The 16,857-nt window shown below is 70.0% G+C and carries 17 protein-coding genes; 6 read left to right on the forward strand and 11 right to left on the reverse strand.

The genetic code is table 11. The features are described 5' to 3' along the window. Window positions 1–25 precede the first annotated feature (25 nt). The 6 genes from LZ686_RS15685 to LZ686_RS15710 form a co-directional block, all read right to left on the reverse strand. Window positions 26–1,246, reverse strand: coding sequence for a cytochrome P450 (locus LZ686_RS15685; RefSeq protein ID WP_349548395.1), 1,221 nt, complete (start codon window positions 1,244–1,246; stop codon window positions 26–28). Beyond that, window positions 1,243–1,761, reverse strand: a complete 519-nt coding sequence (locus LZ686_RS15690) for a DUF3035 domain-containing protein (RefSeq protein ID WP_139598632.1) — start codon at window positions 1,759–1,761, stop codon at window positions 1,243–1,245. The genes LZ686_RS15685 and LZ686_RS15690 overlap by 4 nt, the downstream gene beginning before the upstream one ends. A gap of 30 nt (window positions 1,762–1,791) precedes the next feature. Next, on the reverse strand, window positions 1,792–2,487 hold the full coding sequence (gene lspA / locus LZ686_RS15695; protein ID WP_502922018.1) for a signal peptidase II: 696 nt from the start codon (window positions 2,485–2,487) through the stop codon (window positions 1,792–1,794). Then, the gene (purH, locus tag LZ686_RS15700; RefSeq protein WP_349548396.1) at window positions 2,487–4,073 is read right to left on the reverse strand and encodes a bifunctional phosphoribosylaminoimidazolecarboxamide formyltransferase/IMP cyclohydrolase; all 1,587 of its coding nucleotides are present in this window, start codon (window positions 4,071–4,073) and stop codon (window positions 2,487–2,489) included. The genes lspA and purH overlap by 1 nt, the downstream gene beginning before the upstream one ends. Window positions 4,074–4,134: 61 nt before the next feature. Next, complete coding sequence (locus LZ686_RS15705) at window positions 4,135–4,311, reverse strand: hypothetical protein (protein ID WP_157001474.1); 177 nt, start codon at window positions 4,309–4,311, stop codon at window positions 4,135–4,137. A 60-nt stretch (window positions 4,312–4,371) separates the two neighbouring features. Further along, window positions 4,372–5,622, reverse strand: coding sequence for an RsmB/NOP family class I SAM-dependent RNA methyltransferase (locus tag LZ686_RS15710; RefSeq protein WP_502922019.1), 1,251 nt, complete (start codon window positions 5,620–5,622; stop codon window positions 4,372–4,374). Between the two features lie 93 nt (window positions 5,623–5,715). On the opposite strand from LZ686_RS15710, the gene LZ686_RS15715 reads away from it, so the two are divergent. From LZ686_RS15715 to LZ686_RS15735, 5 genes are all read left to right on the forward strand, one after another. Then, entirely contained in the window at window positions 5,716–5,892 is a 177-nt protein-coding gene (locus LZ686_RS15715) for a DUF1674 domain-containing protein (protein ID WP_042251299.1), read from the forward strand. Continuing rightward, window positions 5,893–7,221, forward strand: a complete 1,329-nt coding sequence (locus tag LZ686_RS15720) for an amidase (protein ID WP_045982477.1) — start codon at window positions 5,893–5,895, stop codon at window positions 7,219–7,221. 85 nt (window positions 7,222–7,306) lie between these two features. Beyond that, on the forward strand, window positions 7,307–8,506 hold the full coding sequence (locus tag LZ686_RS15725) for an aminotransferase class I/II-fold pyridoxal phosphate-dependent enzyme (RefSeq protein ID WP_349548398.1): 1,200 nt from the start codon (window positions 7,307–7,309) through the stop codon (window positions 8,504–8,506). 4 nt (window positions 8,507–8,510) lie between these two features. Next, window positions 8,511–11,090: a DNA translocase FtsK gene (locus tag LZ686_RS15730; protein WP_194885901.1), complete on the forward strand. Its 2,580-nt coding sequence runs from the start codon at window positions 8,511–8,513 to the stop codon at window positions 11,088–11,090. Between the two features lie 37 nt (window positions 11,091–11,127). After that, window positions 11,128–11,988 (forward strand): DUF2268 domain-containing putative Zn-dependent protease, encoded by an 861-nt coding sequence (locus LZ686_RS15735; protein WP_349548399.1) that lies wholly within the window; start codon window positions 11,128–11,130, stop codon window positions 11,986–11,988. Between the two features lie 25 nt (window positions 11,989–12,013). Here the strand turns inward: LZ686_RS15735 and LZ686_RS15740 are convergent, their stop codons facing one another. From LZ686_RS15740 to trxA, 4 genes are read right to left on the reverse strand one after another with little or no spacing between them, the layout of a single operon-like run. After that, a complete protein-coding gene (locus tag LZ686_RS15740; protein ID WP_295165735.1) occupies window positions 12,014–12,673 on the reverse strand; it encodes a rhomboid family intramembrane serine protease in 660 nt (219 codons plus the stop codon). Between the two features lie 24 nt (window positions 12,674–12,697). Continuing rightward, a complete protein-coding gene (locus LZ686_RS15745) occupies window positions 12,698–12,889 on the reverse strand; it encodes a Trm112 family protein (RefSeq protein WP_045983714.1) in 192 nt (63 codons plus the stop codon). After that, window positions 12,886–13,512, reverse strand: coding sequence for an LON peptidase substrate-binding domain-containing protein (locus LZ686_RS15750; protein WP_045983713.1), 627 nt, complete (start codon window positions 13,510–13,512; stop codon window positions 12,886–12,888). Before LZ686_RS15750 ends, LZ686_RS15745 begins: the two co-directional genes overlap by 4 nt. A gap of 3 nt (window positions 13,513–13,515) precedes the next feature. Further along, a complete protein-coding gene (gene trxA, locus LZ686_RS15755) occupies window positions 13,516–14,421 on the reverse strand; it encodes a thioredoxin (RefSeq protein WP_502922020.1) in 906 nt (301 codons plus the stop codon). A 136-nt stretch (window positions 14,422–14,557) separates the two neighbouring features. Between trxA and nhaC the strand changes: the two genes are divergently transcribed. After that, on the forward strand, window positions 14,558–16,054 hold the full coding sequence (nhaC, locus tag LZ686_RS15760) for a Na+/H+ antiporter NhaC (protein ID WP_349548401.1): 1,497 nt from the start codon (window positions 14,558–14,560) through the stop codon (window positions 16,052–16,054). Here the strand turns inward: nhaC and LZ686_RS15765 are convergent. Beyond that, window positions 16,051–16,836, reverse strand: a complete 786-nt coding sequence (locus LZ686_RS15765; protein ID WP_349548402.1) for an exodeoxyribonuclease III — start codon at window positions 16,834–16,836, stop codon at window positions 16,051–16,053. The two genes, nhaC and LZ686_RS15765, sit on opposite strands and share 4 nt — an antisense overlap. Between the last annotated feature and the right edge of the window lie 21 nt (window positions 16,837–16,857).

The raw sequence follows: 16,857 nt of genomic DNA on the forward strand, positions 1-16,857 counted from the left end.
CGACCCGTTCCGACCCGAGCGCCGGTCAGGCGGTCAGACGCACCGGCAGGGACAGCGGTCCATGCGCCTGCAGCCCCTGTTTCCACCGCACCGGCCCATCCGCCGCCATCCCCGGCGCGCGGGCCAGCAGGGCCGTGAACAGCGTCTCCATGTTCAGTCGCGCCAGATTGTTTCCCAGACAGACGTGCACGCCTGCGCCAAAGGCCAGATGCACGTTCGGACGGCGGGTGACGTCAAAGCGGTCGGCATCGGCAAAGGCCTCGGGGTCGCGGTTGGCCGACGCGTAAAGCAGCCCGAACAGCGTGCCCTTGGGCCAGTCCCGCCCGCAGATCGTCAGGTCCTCCGACGCATAGCGGTGAAAGAACGGCAGCGGCGCGGCAAAGCGGAACATCTCCTGCACGGCCTGCGGCATCAGGTCCGGCTGCGCGCGCAGCAGGGCCGCCTGGTCCGGGTGATCCAGCAGCGCCACCATCCCCGACCCCAGCACGTCGATGGTCGATCCGTGCCCCGCATGCAGGATCTGCATGATCGTGGCGATCAGTTCGTCATGGGTCATCAGGCCCGCGCGCTCGGCCTCGATCATCGCGGACATCAGGTCGTCGCGCGGGCGGGCGGCGCGTTCGGCGTGCAGGTCCTCCAGCAGCGCCGCGAACAGGCGCGTGGCCTCCTCGGCGCGGGCCTTCTTGGCGGGCGTCCGGTCCATGTCGAAATAGCTGACCACGTGATCGGACCATTCGGTCATCTGCGGGGCCAGCGCCGGGTCCGTGCCGATCAGGTGGCCGATCACCTGCCCCGGCAGATGCGCCGCCAGATCGGCGATGAAATCGATCCGCCCCTGCGGGACCAGGCGGTCCAACGCAGCATCGACCCAGGCCGTCACGAAGCCGCGCATCCCCTCCAGCCGGGTCCTGGTAAAGAACGGGAACACCGCGCGGCGCAGCCGGTCGTGATCCGGCCCGTCCGTGTCCAGCATCGAGGTCTGCACGAAGCGTTCGTGAAACGGCATGTCGTGGAAGTTGCCCGCGACCTGCATCGCGCGCACCTGTTCGGGCGGGGCAAAGGCCGCGGGCGCGCGCACCATGCGCCGGTCCAGCGCGATGGCGCGCACATCCGCCATGCGCGATGCCAGATGGCCACCGAAGCCCGGCCAGAGGGGAAGGCCCGGCTGCGCCCTGAGCGCCGCATAGGCGGGCCAGGGATCGGCCCCGAAACCAGGGTCGGTCGGGTCGAAGACGGCGGTGCTCACTCTGCCGCGGGCGCCGGCGCGGTCGAGGTAATGGCCCCGGCGCGCTGCCAGCGCCGCTGTTCGCTGACGGGGTCCAGCGCCATCGGCGCATAGGCGCGCTGATAGACCGGCGTGCCCATGATGCGCTCCAGCGGGCGGCGGCCGTTGCGGGCCCGCCATTCGGCGTCCGATTGTGCCAGGCGTTCGCGGATCTGCGGGTCGGTGCCCGCGCGGGCGGCCTGCGCGACCAGCGCCTGGTCCGCGGCCCCGATGCCCTGGTTCGCCAGCCGTTCCGGGTTGCCGCCCAGGGCGGCGACCGCGTCGCCGCGGGGGTTCGGATCAGTGATGTTCGCGCCGCCCGGCGTGGGTGCGGGCAGCACCGCCAGATCGGGCGGCATCGACAGCGACCGCGTGGGCAGGATCGCGAATTCATCCGGCCCCACCTGGCCCGCGCCGATATTGTTCAGCGTCCCGCCGCCACAGGCGGAAAGCCCCATCGCGGCCGCAAATCCGATCACCAGCGCGCTTGTCCGCATGTCCTGCCCCCTTTGATCCGTTGCGCCGTTCTAGCCCGGTTTTCCGTCGCCGTCACGACCCTGTTGGTCGGCGGGCGCGAACAGGTCGGGCTGGCGCGGACCGGCGGGCGGCGGCGAAGGCACCTTGGGTGCCGGACGCGCAGGCGGCTTGGGGGCCGTGCGCTGTGTGCGGGGCTTTGCCGGGGCGGGGGTCTCGGTCGTCTTGGGCTGCGGCATCAGCACCAGCCCCAACGCGCCCGCAAAGATCGAGATGTCGGCCACGTTGAAGCTGTAGGGGTTCTGCCAGCCCGGCAGCGACATGTTCAGGAAATCGGCCACCGCACCATAAAGAACGCGGTCCACCACGTTGCCCAGCGCGCCGCCGATCAGCAGCCCGGCCGAGATGCGGGCGAACCGCCCCAGGCCCGCGCGCCAGATCCAGATCCACACCCAGGTGCAGATGACCAGCGCCACCGCGATCAGCACCCACCGCATGATGTCCGTATCCGACGCCATCAGGCCAAAGTTCACGCCCTGGTTCCAGGCCATGCGCAGGTTCAGCCAGGGGGGGAACACGTCGATCGACCGCACGCGGTCCAGGTCCAGCATGTGGACGACGACGTATTTCAGCGCCTGGTCGGCCAGAAAGATCGCCAGCGCGACCCAGATCACCGGCCGCATGTCGCTGCGCGCGGGCTGGGGTGCCGGGCGCGCCTTGCGGGCGGCGGGTTTCGCGGGCGCGGCCATCAGTGGCGGAAGTGACGCTGGCCGGTCAGGACCATCGCCAGCCCAAGGCGGTTGGCCGCCGCGATCACCTCGTCGTCGCGCATCGACCCGCCGGGCTGGATGACCGCGCGGGCGCCGGCCTCGGCCAGGGCCTCGATGCCGTCGGCAAAGGGGAAGAACGCGTCGGACGCCACCGCCGCGCCATTGGTCAGCGGTTCCGACAGGCCCAGGACCTGGGCCATGTCCTCGGACTTGCGCCGCCCGATGCGGGTGCTGTCCACGCGGCTCATCTGGCCCGCGCCGATGCCGACGGTGGCCAGGTCCTTGGCATAGACGATGGCATTGGATTTCACGTGCTTGGCGACGGTCCAGGCAAACATCAGGTCGGCCAGTTCCTGTTCCGACGGCTGGCGGTCGGACACGATGCGCAGGTCGGCGCGGGCCACATGGCCGTTGTCGCGACCCTGGATCAGCATGCCGCCCGACACCTGCCGGAAGGTCAGCCCGCCCGCCCGCGGATCGGGCAGACCGCCCGTGGTCAGCAGGCGCAGGTTCTTCTTGGCGGCAAAGATGCGGCGCGCGTCGGCGTCGGCATCGGGGGCGATGACGACCTCGGTGAAGATCTTGACGATCTCTTCCGCGGTGGCCCCGTCTAGCGGCTGGTTCAGCGCGATGATGCCGCCGAAGGCGGAGGTGCGGTCACAATCAAACGCCCGCTTGTAGGCCTCCAGCGCGGTCGCGCCCTGGGCCACGCCGCAGGGATTGGCGTGCTTGATGATCGCGCAGGCGGGGCCCTCCGCCGGGTCGAACTCGGACACCAGCTCGAAGGCGGCATCGGTGTCGTTGATGTTGTTGTAGGACAGCTCCTTGCCCTGATGCTGCTGCGCGGTGGCAACGCCGGGGCGCGCATCGCCCGTGACATAGAAGGCCGCCTGCTGGTGCGGGTTCTCGCCATAGCGCAACTCCTGCGCCAGCGTGCCGGCAAAGGCGCGGCGGCGGGGCGTCGCCTCTCCGATGGCCTCGGCCATCCAGGTGCTGACGGCGGCGTCATAGGCCGCGGTGCGGGCATAGGCCGTCTGCGCCATCCGCTGCCGGAAGGGCAGGGTGGTCCCGCCATTCGCGTCCAGTTCGGCCAGAACGGCGTCGTAATCCTGAACGTCCACGACAACGGTGACAAAGCCGTGGTTCTTGGCCGCGGCGCGGATCATTGCCGGGCCGCCAATGTCGATGTTCTCGATGCAGTCGTCATAGGCCGCGCCCTTGGCGACGGTCTCCTCGAACGGATAGAGGTTCACGACCAGCAGGTCGATCGCGCCGATGCCATGCTCCTCCATCGCCGCCACGTGGTCCGCGTTGTCGCGCAGCGCCAACAGGCCGCCATGCACCGCCGGGTGCAGCGTCTTGACGCGGCCGTCCATCATCTCCGGGAAACCCGTCACGTCTGCCACGTCGGTCACGGACAGGCCCGCGTCGCGCAGGGCCTTGGCGCTGCCGCCGGTGGACAGGATCTGGACGCCGCGCGCATCCAGGGCGCGGGCGAAATCGATCAGGCCGGTCTTGTCGGAAACGGAGAGAAGCGCGCGTCGGATGGCGACGGGGTCGGACATGGGGGCCTCGTGTCTCTGGGTGACGCCCAGTTACCGAAACCCCCGCCGAAGGTCCAGCGCCTCAGCGCTTGCGGGACGAGAACAGCTGCTGGGCCAGCTGCACCGCCGCCACGACCATCACGGCCGTGCCGATCCCCGAGGCAAGGCCGCCCGCACCCTTGGCCGCCGTGCTGGCGCCGCGCGTGCGCAGGACGGCCTGCGCCAGTTTCAGTCCCATCGCGACAGTGGTCAGCCTCATCTGGTCATCCTTTCATCCGCATTCGCGGAAGGAAGGCGCAAGGCGGCCCGACGGTTCCGTTCAGCCGGGCTTGCGCAGGCAAGCCATGTAGAACCCGTCCATCCCGCCCCGGTCGGCCCAGTAATCCGGGCGCAGGCGCAGGCCGCCCTCCTCGGTGACCCAGGCGGGGTCGATGCCGGGCAGGTCGATCCGCGCCAGATCCGGGCGTTCCACGATCAGGCCGGGATGGCGGACCAGCACCTCGTCGATCTGGACCTCGCCCTCGTCGGGGATCAGCGAGCAGGTGGCATAGACCAGCCGCCCGCCGGGCCGCAGCACCGACAGCGCGTGATCCAGCAGGGTCGCCTGCAGCTCGATCAGCTCGGCGATGCCGTGGCCGTCGCGGATGAAGGGCAGGTCGGGATGGCGGCGGATGGTGCCCGTGGCGCTGCAGGGCGCGTCCAGCAGGATCGCGTCGGGTGCCACGTCGGGGCCCCAGTCCAGCACGTCGGCCGCGACCAGATCGGCGGTCAGCCCGCAGCGGGCCAGGTTCTCGGTCACGCGGCGCAGGCGCTGTTCGCTGATGTCCACGGCGGTGACATGGGCACCGGCCGCCGCCAGCTGCAGCGTCTTGCCGCCGGGCGCCGCGCACAGATCTGCGATGCGTTCGCCGGGCTGCGGGGCCAGCAGGCGCGCGGGCAGGGCCGCGGCGGCATCCTGGACCCACCACTGGCCCTCATCGAACCCCGGCAGGGCAGTCACCTGCGCCGGACCCTGCAGGCGCCACGACCCGGTGGGCAGCGCATCGGCGCCCGGCACCGGGTCCGCGCCGGGCTTCATCGTCAGGTCCAGGGGCGCGCCGCGCTGATGGGCGGCCTCGATGGCGGTCATCACCGCGTCGCCGTAAGCCTCGACCAGCGGGCCGCGCAGCCATTCGGGCAAGGGTTGCGGGGCTAGGTCGGCCCAGCCCTGATACGCGCCCGCCTTGCGCAGGACCGCGTTGACCATGCCCGCCGCCGCCTGGCCGCGCGCGCCCAGCGTCCGGGTCAGGTCGACCGCCGCACCCACGACGCCGTGGGCAGGGGCGCCCAGCTCCAGCATCTCGACCACGGCCAGGCGCAGCACGTCGGCGATCTGGGGGGCGGGCCTGCGGTTCACGAAGGCGTCGATCACCACGTCCGCGCGACCCTGATGGCGCAGCGTCTCGGCCGCCAGCCGGGCCGCCCGGGCCTGTTCGGCAACCGGCAGCGCGCGCAGGCTGCCGGACTGGTCCGACAGGGACCGCCCGTCGCGCACGCCCTGGATCAATCGCAATGCGCCCTTGCGCGCCATATCGCCGCCCGGCTTTGCCAAAACGCTTTCCTTTGCCTAAGTGATGTTCAACACTGTTCCGCGACCCCTTACGCCCATTCGGAGGATCTTTCCATGAGCGATGACACCCCCGCCCTGCCCGCCGCCGCACAGCGCGCCCTGGCCGAGGCCGAGGCCCGCAGGAAACAGCAGGCCGGGCAGATCCTGCCGGTCGAATACGGCGGGCGCGACGGGCCGGAGCCGGTCCGCTATGGCGACTGGGAAAAGGGCGGAATCGCGGTGGATTTCTGAATGGACTGGTTGCGGGCATCGGCCACCCAGCAGGGCCGCGCCATCATGGCGGGGGTCCTGGACCCCATCGACCAGACCGAGGCCTATCTGGCCGCCGCGAAGGATCACCCCGACTGCGCGCGCATCTATGCCCGCCTGACCGCCGCCCGCGCCCGGTCCGAGGCCGTGGCCGCCCATGACCGTGCCAAACAGGAACGCCGCCACAGCCTGCTGGACGGCGTGGCCATCAGCTGGAAGGACAACATCGACAGCGGCGGCACCGTGACCGAGGCCGGATCGCGCCTGCTGGAGGGGCGCGTGCCGCGCAAGGACGCCAACATCCTGGCGCGCGCGGCCCGTCGCGGCATGGTCTGCCTGGGCAAGACCCACATGACCGAACTGGCGTTTTCCGGGCTGGGGCTGAACCCGCGCACGGCGACGCCGCCCAATGCGCTGGACCCGGACCTGGCGCCGGGGGGCTCTTCATCCGGGGCGGCGGTGTCGGTGGCGCTGGGGCTGGCGGCGGCGGCGGTTGGCACCGACACGGGCGGGTCCGTCCGCGTGCCCGCGGCGTGGAACGGGCTGGTGGGGTTCAAGCCCACGCATGGCGCGCTGCCCGAAAAGGGCGTGGTGCCCTTGGCGCGCAGGTTCGACATCGCGGGCCCCATCGCCCGCAGCGTCGAGGACTGTGCCCAGATCTTCGCGATCATGGCCGACCAGCGGGCCCCCGACTTGGACGGCGCCAGCGTGCAGGGCCTGCGCCTGATGGTGCTGGAGGGGCTGCCTTTCGACGACGCCGAATCCGGGCCGGTGACGGCGTTCCAGGACGCGGTGGATAGGCTGGGTCGGGCCGGTGCGCAGATCGCGCACGTCTCGACCGACTGGCTGGACAAGGCCATGGCCCTGTCGCCGCAGCTGTTCGCCCCCGAGGCCTATGGCATCTGGCGCGCCCAGATCGAGGATGCGCCGGAACTGATGTGGCAGCCCATCCTGGAGCGGTTCCGTGGCGGGGCAGGGGTCAGCGCGCCCGACTATGTCGCGGCATGGGAAAGCCTGGCCCGCGTGCGCCGCAAGTGGATCAAGGAGGTCGTCGGCGGATACGACGCCGTGCTGCTGCCGACGGTGCCGATCCTGCCGCCCGCGACCCAACGGCTGATGACCGACGGGTCGGAATTCGTGCGCGCCAACCTGCTGACCCTGCGCAACACCCGGATCGCGAACCTGCTGGGCCTGCCCGCGATCACCCTGCCCACCGGGCACCCGGCCTGCGGGATCAGCCTGCTGGGCCATGCCGGTCAGGACCGGCATCTGCTGCGCGTGGCGGCGGGGGCCGAGGCCGCGCTGGCGTGACCGGGTCTTTGCTGGACGCAAGGCCCGGATCACGCTAATGTTTCCGCCAAGGAACGGGGCGCAGACCCCGAAAAGCGAGGCAGAGATGGCATTCCCCGAGCGGTTCTCGAACCTGCCGGACTACGCGTTCCCGCGTTTGCGGGCGCTGTTGTCGGATATCGAGCCGGGGTTGGCCCCCGGCGAATCCCCCATGATCCTGACCATCGGAGAGCCGCGCCACCCGATACCCGGTTTCGTGGCGCAGGTGATGGCCGACAGCCTGCACGAACTGGCGAAATACCCCCCGAATGAGGGCGCGCCCGAACTGCTGTCGGCGATCGGCGGCTGGCTGGACCGCCGCTATGGCGTGGAGGTTTCACCTGACCGGCTGATGGTGCTGAACGGCACGCGCGAGGGGCTGTTCAACGCGGCCCTGGCCCTGTGCCCCGAGACCAAGGCCGGCAGGCAGCCGATCGTGCTGGTGCCGAACCCGTTCTATCAGGTCTATGCGGTCGCCGCCGCCGCGGTGCAGGCGCAGGCGCTGTTCGTGCCGGCCACGCCCGCCACGAGCAACCTGCCCGATTACGCGGGGCTGGACCCGGCGCTGCTGGACCGGGTGGCGCTGGCCTATCTGTGTTCGCCCGCCAACCCGCAGGGGGCGGTGGCCGACCGCGAATACCTGGAAACGCTGGTGACCCTGGCCGAGAGGTACGATTTCCTGATCCTGGCCGACGAATGCTATTCCGAGATCTGGCGCGATGCGCCCCCGCCGGGTGCCCTTCAGGTCGCGACCGCGATGGGCCTGCCTGACCGGGTGGTGATGTTCAACTCGCTGTCCAAGCGGTCGAACCTGCCCGGCCTGCGGTCGGGCTTCGCCGCGGGCGGCCGCGCCCAGATCGCCCAGATGCGGCGGCTGCGCAACTATGCGGGCGCGCCCTTGCCGCTGCCCGTGCAGCGCGTCAGCGCCGCCGCTTGGTCGGACGAGGGTCACGTGGCCGCCAGCCTGGCCCTGTATCAACAGAAATACCGCATCGCGGATGAGATCCTGGGCGACATTCCCGGCTATCTGCCGCCAGAGGGCGGGTTCTTTCTGTGGCTGCCGGTCGCCGACGGCGAACAGGCCGCGCGGACGCTGTGGGCGCAGGCGGGCATCCAGGTGCTGCCCGGCGCCTATCTGTCGCGCGACGTGGACGGGATCAATCCCGGCGCGGGCTTCATCCGGGTGGCGCTGGTGGCCGATGCCGACCAGACGCGCGCCGCGCTGACCCGCCTGCGGGCGGTCCTATATGACGAAACGGGGGGCTGAGATCATGGCAAGCTGGCAGGCGAAACACCGCGACCCGCTGTTCGACCAGTCGACCCAGGCCGCCCTGGAACGACGCGGCAAGGAGGCCATCGGCGCGGGACTGATCGTGCTGGGCATCCTGATCGCGATGATGCTGGGCAGCTGGTCGCCCGACGATCCCAGCTTCGGGTCGGCCACCGACGCACCGGCGCAGAACATGCTGGGCGGGATCGGGGCGATGATCGCCTCGGCGCTGATCATGATCGCAGGCATGGGGGCCTGGATGCTGGTCGTCGCGGCCTGGGTCTGGGGCCTGCGCATGATGCTGCACAAGGGCGAGGAGCGCCTGATGCGCGGCATCTTCACCCCGATCGCCGTGGCCCTGGTGTCGATCTATGCCAGCACGCTGATCCCCGGCCCCGAATGGCAGCAGAATTACGGCCTGGGCGGCCATTTCGGCGACATGGTGATGGGCGCGATGCTGAACCTGCTGCCGATGAAGGCACAGCTGGGCATCCGCCTGGCGGCGTTGCTGGTCGCGGTGGCCGTGGTCGCGGCGGCGGCCTTCGTCCTGGGTTTCGACCGGACAGAGGTCGCGGCCCTGTGGCTGCGGTTCCGGCAGGGGCTGGCGACGGCGCTGCACGGGACGGTTCTGGCGGGATCGGCCGCCGCCGGCGCGGCGCAGCGCCTGCGCCAGCCGCGCGCCGAGGGCGCCGCCCCCCGCAAGGCCGCACCCGCCGCCCGCCGCCGCTCCGCCCCGCCGGCATTCGAGCTGGAATCCGAGATGCCCGAGCCCGAGCTGATCGAGCGCGATTCGGATTACGAGGGCGCCGCCCCGTCCGAGGCCGAGGTCCGGGGCCGCATCAGCGACGCCATCCGCACCAGCACCGCCAAGTCGTCGGTGCTGAAGGCGGTCGCGTCCCGGCTGGCCCGCGAGGGTGCGCCCGCGACCCCCGCCCCCGAGGAGCCGGTCGACCCGCGCCCCTTCGGCGCAGAGACGCCGCGCCAGATCATCGCCCCCGCCAAGCGCGCCGAACCCTCGCGCAGCGCGCGGGCCGAAGCCGAGCCCGCCCTGCGGTTCGACGACAGCGGCAGCCCCGCCTATGAGCGGCCCCCCCTGGCGCTGCTGTCGGCGCCATCGGACAGCGACGTGGTGCCCGTGTCCCACGAGGCGTTGATGGAGAACGCCCGCATGCTGGAGGCGGTGCTGGACGATTACGGCGTCAAGGGCCAGATCACCGAGGTCCGCCCCGGCCCGGTCGTGACGCTGTACGAGCTGGAACCCGCGCCGGGCCTGAAGGCCAGCCGCGTGATCGGCCTGTCCGACGACATCGCCCGGTCGATGTCGGCCCTGTCCGCGCGCGTCAGCACCGTTCCCGGCCGCACCGTGATCGGGATCGAACTGCCCAACGCCAAGCGCGAAAAGGTGCTGCTGCGCGAGATCTTCGCCTCGCGCGCCTTCGGCGACGGCACGCAGCCGCTGCCACTGGCGCTTGGCAAGGACATCGGCGGCGATCCGGTCGTGGCGAACCTGGCCAAGATGCCCCACCTGCTGATCGCGGGCACCACCGGGTCGGGCAAGTCGGTCGCGATCAACACGATGATCCTGAGCCTGCTGTACAAGCTGACGCCGGACGAATGCCGACTGATCATGATCGACCCCAAGATGCTGGAACTGTCCGTCTATGACGGCATCCCGCACCTGCTGTCCCCGGTCGTCACCGACCCCAAGAAGGCCGTCGTGGCGCTGAAATGGGTCGTGGGCGAGATGGAGGACCGCTATCGCAAGATGTCCAAGATGGGCGTGCGCAACATCGAGGGCTATAACGGCCGCGTCACCGAGGCCCTGAAGAAGGGCGAGATGTTCAAGCGGACGGTCCAGACGGGCTTTGACGAGGATACCGGCGACGCGATCTGGGAGACCGAGGAGTTCCAGCCCGAGACCTTCCCCTATATCGTCGTGGTCGTCGACGAGATGGCCGACCTGATGATGGTCGCCGGCAAGGAGATCGAGGCCTGCATCCAGCGCCTGGCGCAGATGGCGCGGGCCTCGGGGATCCACCTGATCATGGCGACGCAGCGTCCCTCGGTCGATGTCATCACCGGCACGATCAAGGCGAACTTCCCCACGCGGGTCAGCTTTCAGGTCACTTCGAAGATCGACAGCCGCACCATCCTGGGCGAGCAGGGGGCAGAGCAGCTGCTGGGCCAAGGCGACATGCTGTACATGGGCAACGGCGCGCGCGTCACCCGCATCCACGGTCCCTTCGTCAGCGACGAGGAGGTCGAGGAGATCGTGACCCACCTGAAATCCTTTGGGCCGCCCAGCTACAAGTCGGGCGTGGTCGAGGGCCCCGAGGACGACAAGGCCGACGACATCGACGCGGTGCTGGGCCTGGGCGGCGACGGATCGGACGATGCGCTGTACGATCAGGCCGTGATGATCGTGGCCAAGGATCGCAAATGCTCCACCAGCTATATCCAGCGCAAGCTGGCCATCGGCTACAACAAGGCTGCGCGCCTGGTCGAGCAGATGGAGGAGCAGGGCGTGGTCAGCAGCGCCAACCATGTCGGCAAGCGCGAGGTGCTGGTCCCCGAGGTCTGATGACCGCGGTAGGGACCGGCCAGAACGGGATGTGGCCATGACGATCTGGCAGTTGCACATGCTGAACGCCCGCAGCGCCCTGACGCCCGTCATGGCCGAGATCCGCGCCCATGCGCGCGAGATGGTGGCGATGGCTGAGGCGCATCTGGACCTGCCCCGGTTCGACCTTGTGGTGCGGGCGGGCGACGGGGTGATCCCCGAATGGGGCATCGCAGGCCATGCCCCGGCCCCCGGCATCATCGAGATCACGCTGGAACCCGATCGGGTCGAGCCCGAGCATTTCCGTCGCACCCTGATCCACGCATTGCATCGCCTGACGCGGTGGGACGGCCCGGGATACGGACGGTCCCTGGGCGAGGCGCTGGTCAGCGAGGGGCTGGCGGGACATTTCGTCCAGCAGGTTCTGGGCGGGCCGCCAGACCCCTGGGATCAGACGCGGCCGGGGCTGGGCACGCTGAAGCAGGCCGCGGGGCTGTGGGCGCGCCGCGACTATGATCAAGGCGAGTGGTTCCTGGGGCGTGGGCGGATGCGCAAATGGACCGGCTATGGCATCGGGCACCGCCTGGTGGCCGAGCACCTGGCGCAGGTCGAGGGGCAGGATTCGGCATCGCTGGTCTGGCAGCCCGCGGACGAGTTCCGCGCGGCGCTGCGGCGCCTGATGGCCGCCGAGGGGATCGAAGACGCCTTCGATCCCGAAGATGTCATCCGCGACGATGCCGCCGCCGAGCCGGAAGCGGCCATCGAAGATGCGCCGGTCAGCGACGATCCGGGTGACGCTGACCCGGTGGAACAGCCTGCGACGGACAGCACCACCGCAGCGGTGGCGGATGACGAAAGCGCGCAGATTGCGTCCCGCGACGCCGGGGGGCAGGCCCCCCGGACCCCCCAGGACGGCTGAGGGCCGCACCGGCGTCGGCAGGGGGTCAGCGGCGCGGGATCAGGGCAAAGATCAGCCCCAGCACCAAGCCCGCCACGCCCCCGCCCAGATGCGCCTGCCAGGCGATCGACGGCATCAGCAGCGTCAGCGCCACGTTCAGCCCCAGGATCAGCGCCACGGCGCGCACCAGCGGGCTCATCGGGCGGTGACGGCGGCGCAGGGTGATCGCCGCATAGCCGACCAGCGCCCCCGCCAGCCCGAAGACCGCGCCCGAGGCGCCGACCATCGGCCCGGCATCGGGCTCCATCCAGGCGAAGACCATGCCGGCGGCGATCTGGCTGAGCAGATAGGTCAGCGCCATGCGGGCCGATCCGATCATGCGCACCAGCTCTCGGCCGACGGCGGCCAGGGAGATCATGTTCATCGCCAGATGCAGCGGTCCGGAATGCAGCAGGCCGTAGGTCAGGAACATCGCGACCCCCTGACCGGGATAGAGACCGACCCCGTCGCCCACCAGCGGCGCCCAGAAGCCGCCCAGCATCACCGAGGCCGTCCGCGCGCTGCCCAGGCCCAGCATGGGCGCGGCAAAGCAGAACGCCTCGATCATGCAGCAGGCGATGATGACGGCCCGCAGCCACAGGGGCAGGACGGCGGGTTCGGGCCGGCGCGCGGCCGCCACCCGCGGGATCGCCACGGGGCGGTCCATGTCGGTCACGCCCCTGCGCGCGGGTCAGTCATCGGCGCGGATCTGGCGGGCCTCGTCGATCAGCATGATCGGGATGCCCGAACGGATCGGAAAGGCCAGCCCCGCCGTGCGGGACACCAGTTCCTGCGCCTGGGCATCATAGCTGAGCGTGGCGTGGGTCACCGGGCAGACCAGCGCCTCCAGCATGTGGCGGTCGAAAAGGGGGGCATCGGTCATTGCAGGCGTTCCTCGTTCTCTCCGCCGTGCAGGGCGAATTCGATCAGGCCGACCAGCAGCTCGCGACGGTCGGCCAGGGTAGGCGATTCCAGCAGCGCCTGCTTGTCGCCGGGCGTGAAGGGCAGCATCATCGACAGCGAATTGATCAACAGCTCGTCCTCCGCCTCGGCGGCGGCGTCCCAGTCCGTCGACAGCTCCTGCGTCTGCATATAGCGGTCCAGCAGCGAAAACAGTGCCTTGCGGTCCAGCGTCGGATCCTGCTCCGGGCCGGACAGGTCGCGCCCGAACGAGGACCAGTCGACGCGGCCCTGCAGGTAGGGGGCAAAGCCCTCCTCGACCTCCTGCAGGCGAAACCGCGAGATTGCCCCAAGCGAGATCATCATCCGCCCGTCGCCGGTTTCCGAGAACGCCACGACCCGGCCCGCGCAGCCGATGGCAGACAGGCCGTCGCCCTCGGGCTGGATCATTCCGATTAGGCGGTGATCGGTCTTCAGCGTGTCTTCCAGCAGCTGCAGATAACGCGGCTCGAACAGGTGCAGCGGCATGCGGGCCCGCGGCATCAGCACGGCCCCGGGCAGCGGGAACAGCGGGATGCGGTCGGGCAGGTCGAAACGCAGCGCCATCGGTCAGGCGAAGATCAGCGAGGACAAGCGGCGGCGGCCCTTCTGCCCGATGGGGTCGGTGGACTTAAGGCTGTCGAAGATCGTGATCAGCTGCGCCTTGGCGGCGCCGTCGTTCCACTCGCGGTCGCGGCGGAAGCTGTCCAGAAGGATGTCGATGGCGGCCTCCAGCTGGCCGTCGGCATGCAGCGCCTGCGCGTATTCCAGCCGCGCCTGCTGATCGGCCGGATCGGCCTGGACACGGGCGGCCAGATCGTCCAGCGGACCGGCGCTGGCGGCCTGCTGGGCCAGGGCCAGCTTGGCGCGCGCGGCCTCGACCGGGCCGGCATGGGCCAGGGGGCTTGGCACCTGCGTCAGGGTCGAGGCGGCGGCGGCATGGTCGCCCGCGGCCAGATGGGCACGGATCAGCCCGCCCCAGGCCTCGGGGCTGTCGGGCAGCTCTCCGATGATGGCGGTGAAGGTCTCGATGGCGTCGGCGGCCTCGTTGTCCTCGATCATCTGCTCGGCCGCGGCAAGGGCGTCGGCCAGGCCGCCGTCATCGCCCGACATCGCGGCCAGCTTGTCGACGAACTGCTTGACCTGGCTGGCGGGCACCGCGCCCTGGAAGGCATCGACCGGCTGGCCCTGGAAGAAGGCATAGACGGTCGGGATCGACTGTACGCGCAGCTGGCCCGCGATCGTCTGGTTCTCGTCCACGTTGATCTTGGCCATGCGCACGCGGCCCTTGTGGCGGGCGACCTCGGCCTCCAGCGCGGGGCCCAGCGTCTTGCAGGGGCCGCACCAGGGCGCCCAGAAATCGACGATGACGGGCACCTGCATCGACGCCTCGACCACCTCGGCCATGAAGGTGGCCTCGGTCACGTCCTTGATGAAGTCGTCGGTCTTGGGCGCTTGGGCCCCCTCGAAAAGCATGGTCATCCTGGCCCCGCATGGTTCGGTTGGCGTGTTCCCCGCAATATGGGGCGCTTGGCGGCTGAACGAAAGGGCCGGTTTGCGCGTTGCGATCACGCAGGCCTCACGGCCGTGTGAAGACATGAGGGACATGACCATGACAGAGACCCCCCCGACCCGGCCGGGCCTGCCGCCTTTGTGGCTGGCCCTGCTGCCAATCGTGCTGACGCTGGGCCTGCTGGCGCTGCAGCTGTTCTATTACGGCGATTTCACCCCGCACATCCCGCTGATCCTGGGCTTGGCCATCACCGGCCTGCTGGGCGTCCTGCGCGGGCAGGGCTGGATGGACATCCGCGAGGGGGTCTTCCACGTCATCCACGTGTCCATGCCGTCGCTGTCGGTGCTGATCGTGGTGGGCATGATCATCGGGGTCTGGATCGCGTCGGGGACGGTGCCGACGCTGATCTATTACGGGCTGACGCTGCTGAACCCGCAGATCTTCCTGGTCGCGGCGATGGTGCTGTGTTCGGTCGTGTCGCTGTCCCTGGGCACCAGCTGGGGCACGGTGGGCACCGTGGGCGTCGCGCTGATGGGCATCGGCGCGGGTTTCGGCATCCCGGCCTACTGGTCGGCGGGGGCGGTCGTGTCGGGGGCGTTCTTCGGCGACAAGATCTCTCCGCTGTCGGACACGACGAACCTGGCGCCGGCAGTGACGGGGGTGAACATCTTCGATCACATCCGCAACATGCTGCCCACGACCGTGCCCGCGATGCTGATCGCGCTGGTCATCTATTTCATCGCGGGGACCTGGCTGATCTCTCCGGCCGAGACCAGCATGGCGCGCATCGACGCGATCACCGACACGCTGGCCGCGCAGTTCACGCTGGGCTGGGTACCGATGATCCCGGCGCTGGTGGTGATCGTGCTGGCGGTCACGCGCCGCCCGCCGCTGCCGTCGCTGTTCGCGGGGGTGCTGCTGGGCGGGATCATCGCGATCTTTCTGCAGGGCGCGGGGCTGCACGACGTCTTCACCTATGCCCAGTCCGGTTACGCGATCGAGACGGGCGTGGCCGACATCGACAGCCTGCTGAACGCGGGCGGCATCCAGTCGATGATGTGGACCATCTCGCTGATGCTGATCGCGCTGGGATTCGGCGGCGCGCTGGAGCGGACCGGCTGCCTGGAGGCGATCATCAACGCCATCATCAGCCGCGTCAAAAGCTTTACCGCCGTGCAAAGCAGCGCCATCGCGACCGCCTTCGCCACCAACGTGGTGGCGGGCGATCCCTATATCTCGATCGCGCTGCCGGGGCGGATGTATGCGCCGCTGTACCGCGGCATGGGCTATTCCACGCTGAACCTGTCCCGCGCGGTCGAGGAGGGGGGCACCCTGATGTCCCCGCTGATCCCGTGGAACGCGGGCGGGGCCTTCGTCATCACCGCCCTGTCGCTGGGTGTGATGGACGGCAACCTGACGAACCTGCTGTACATCCCGCTGGCCTTCGCCTGCTGGACGGCGCCGCTGATCGGCATCCTCTACGCGGTCACCGGCTGGTTCTCGCCCCAGGCGACCGATGCCGAACGCCGCGAGTGGGACCGCCAGAACGAGGACGTCCTGGACCTGGGCGATCACGCCCTGGGCGAAAATGCCTAGAGGTCGAAGCTGGCCATGACGGGGACGTGGTCGCTGGGCCCCTCCCAGCCCCGCAGGGGGCGCAGGATGCGGCTGCCATGGGCAGCGCCTGCAATGTCGGCGGTGGCCCAGATGTGGTCCAGCCGCCGGCCCTTGTCGGCCGCGTCCCAGTCCTTGGCCCGATAGCTCCACCAGCTGTAGAGCAGCCCTTGCGGGATGTCCTGCCGGGTGACGTCCACCCAGCCGCCCGCGTCCTGGGCGGCCAGCAGGTGCTCGACCTCCACCGGGGTATGGCTGACGATCTTCAGAAGCTGCTTGTGCGACCAGACGTCATCCTCGCGCGGCGCGATGTTCAGGTCGCCCACCAGGATCGACCGGGTCGGGCGGTCGGCATGGAACACGTCGCGCATCTCCGACAGGAAATCCAGCTTCTGCCCGAACTTCAGGTTCTGGTCACGGTCGGGGATGTCGCCGCCCGCGGGGACGTACATGTTGTGGATCACCACGCCGTTCTCCAGCCGGGCGGCCACGTGCCGGGCATGGCCCAGCTGGGCGTAATCGCGGTCGCCCGCATCCTCCAGCGGCAGGCGCGACAGGATCGCCACGCCGTTATAGCCCTTTTGCCCGCGCGCCACGATATGGGTGTATCCCAGATCGGCGAAGCGGGTCAGCGGGATCTTGTCGACGGGCGACTTGCATTCCTGCAGGCACAGGATGTCGGGGGCCTCCTCCCGCAGCAGGCGGGCGACCAGACCCTCGCGCAGGCGGACCGAATTGATGTTCCAGGTGGCGATGGTGAACATGGGCAGGCTCCTTTGGGCGCG

The organism is Paracoccus sp. NFXS7 (genome assembly GCF_040148865.1).
Taxonomy (GTDB): Bacteria; Pseudomonadota; Alphaproteobacteria; order Rhodobacterales; family Rhodobacteraceae; genus Paracoccus; species Paracoccus marcusii.

Coding starts and splice junctions, on each gene's coding strand:
- LZ686_RS15690 (WP_139598632.1), bottom strand. CDS start 1,761: ATGCGGACAAGCGCGCTGGTGATCGGATTTGCGGCCGCGATGGGGCTT.
- lspA (WP_502922018.1), bottom strand. CDS start 2,487: ATGGCCGCGCCCGCGAAACCCGCCGCCCGCAAGGCGCGCCCGGCACCC.
- purH (WP_349548396.1), bottom strand. CDS start 4,073: ATGTCCGACCCCGTCGCCATCCGACGCGCGCTTCTCTCCGTTTCCGAC.
- LZ686_RS15705 (WP_157001474.1), bottom strand. CDS start 4,311: ATGAGGCTGACCACTGTCGCGATGGGACTGAAACTGGCGCAGGCCGTC.
- LZ686_RS15710 (WP_502922019.1), bottom strand. CDS start 5,622: ATGGCGCGCAAGGGCGCATTGCGATTGATCCAGGGCGTGCGCGACGGG.
- LZ686_RS15715 (WP_042251299.1), top strand. CDS start 5,716: ATGAGCGATGACACCCCCGCCCTGCCCGCCGCCGCACAGCGCGCCCTG.
- LZ686_RS15720 (WP_045982477.1), top strand. CDS start 5,893: ATGGACTGGTTGCGGGCATCGGCCACCCAGCAGGGCCGCGCCATCATG.
- LZ686_RS15725 (WP_349548398.1), top strand. CDS start 7,307: ATGGCATTCCCCGAGCGGTTCTCGAACCTGCCGGACTACGCGTTCCCG.
- LZ686_RS15730 (WP_194885901.1), top strand. CDS start 8,511: ATGGCAAGCTGGCAGGCGAAACACCGCGACCCGCTGTTCGACCAGTCG.
- LZ686_RS15735 (WP_349548399.1), top strand. CDS start 11,128: ATGACGATCTGGCAGTTGCACATGCTGAACGCCCGCAGCGCCCTGACG.
- LZ686_RS15740 (WP_295165735.1), bottom strand. CDS start 12,673: ATGGACCGCCCCGTGGCGATCCCGCGGGTGGCGGCCGCGCGCCGGCCC.
- LZ686_RS15745 (WP_045983714.1), bottom strand. CDS start 12,889: ATGACCGATGCCCCCCTTTTCGACCGCCACATGCTGGAGGCGCTGGTC.
- LZ686_RS15750 (WP_045983713.1), bottom strand. CDS start 13,512: ATGGCGCTGCGTTTCGACCTGCCCGACCGCATCCCGCTGTTCCCGCTG.
- trxA (WP_502922020.1), bottom strand. CDS start 14,421: ATGCTTTTCGAGGGGGCCCAAGCGCCCAAGACCGACGACTTCATCAAG.
- nhaC (WP_349548401.1), top strand. CDS start 14,558: ATGACAGAGACCCCCCCGACCCGGCCGGGCCTGCCGCCTTTGTGGCTG.
- LZ686_RS15765 (WP_349548402.1), bottom strand. CDS start 16,836: ATGTTCACCATCGCCACCTGGAACATCAATTCGGTCCGCCTGCGCGAG.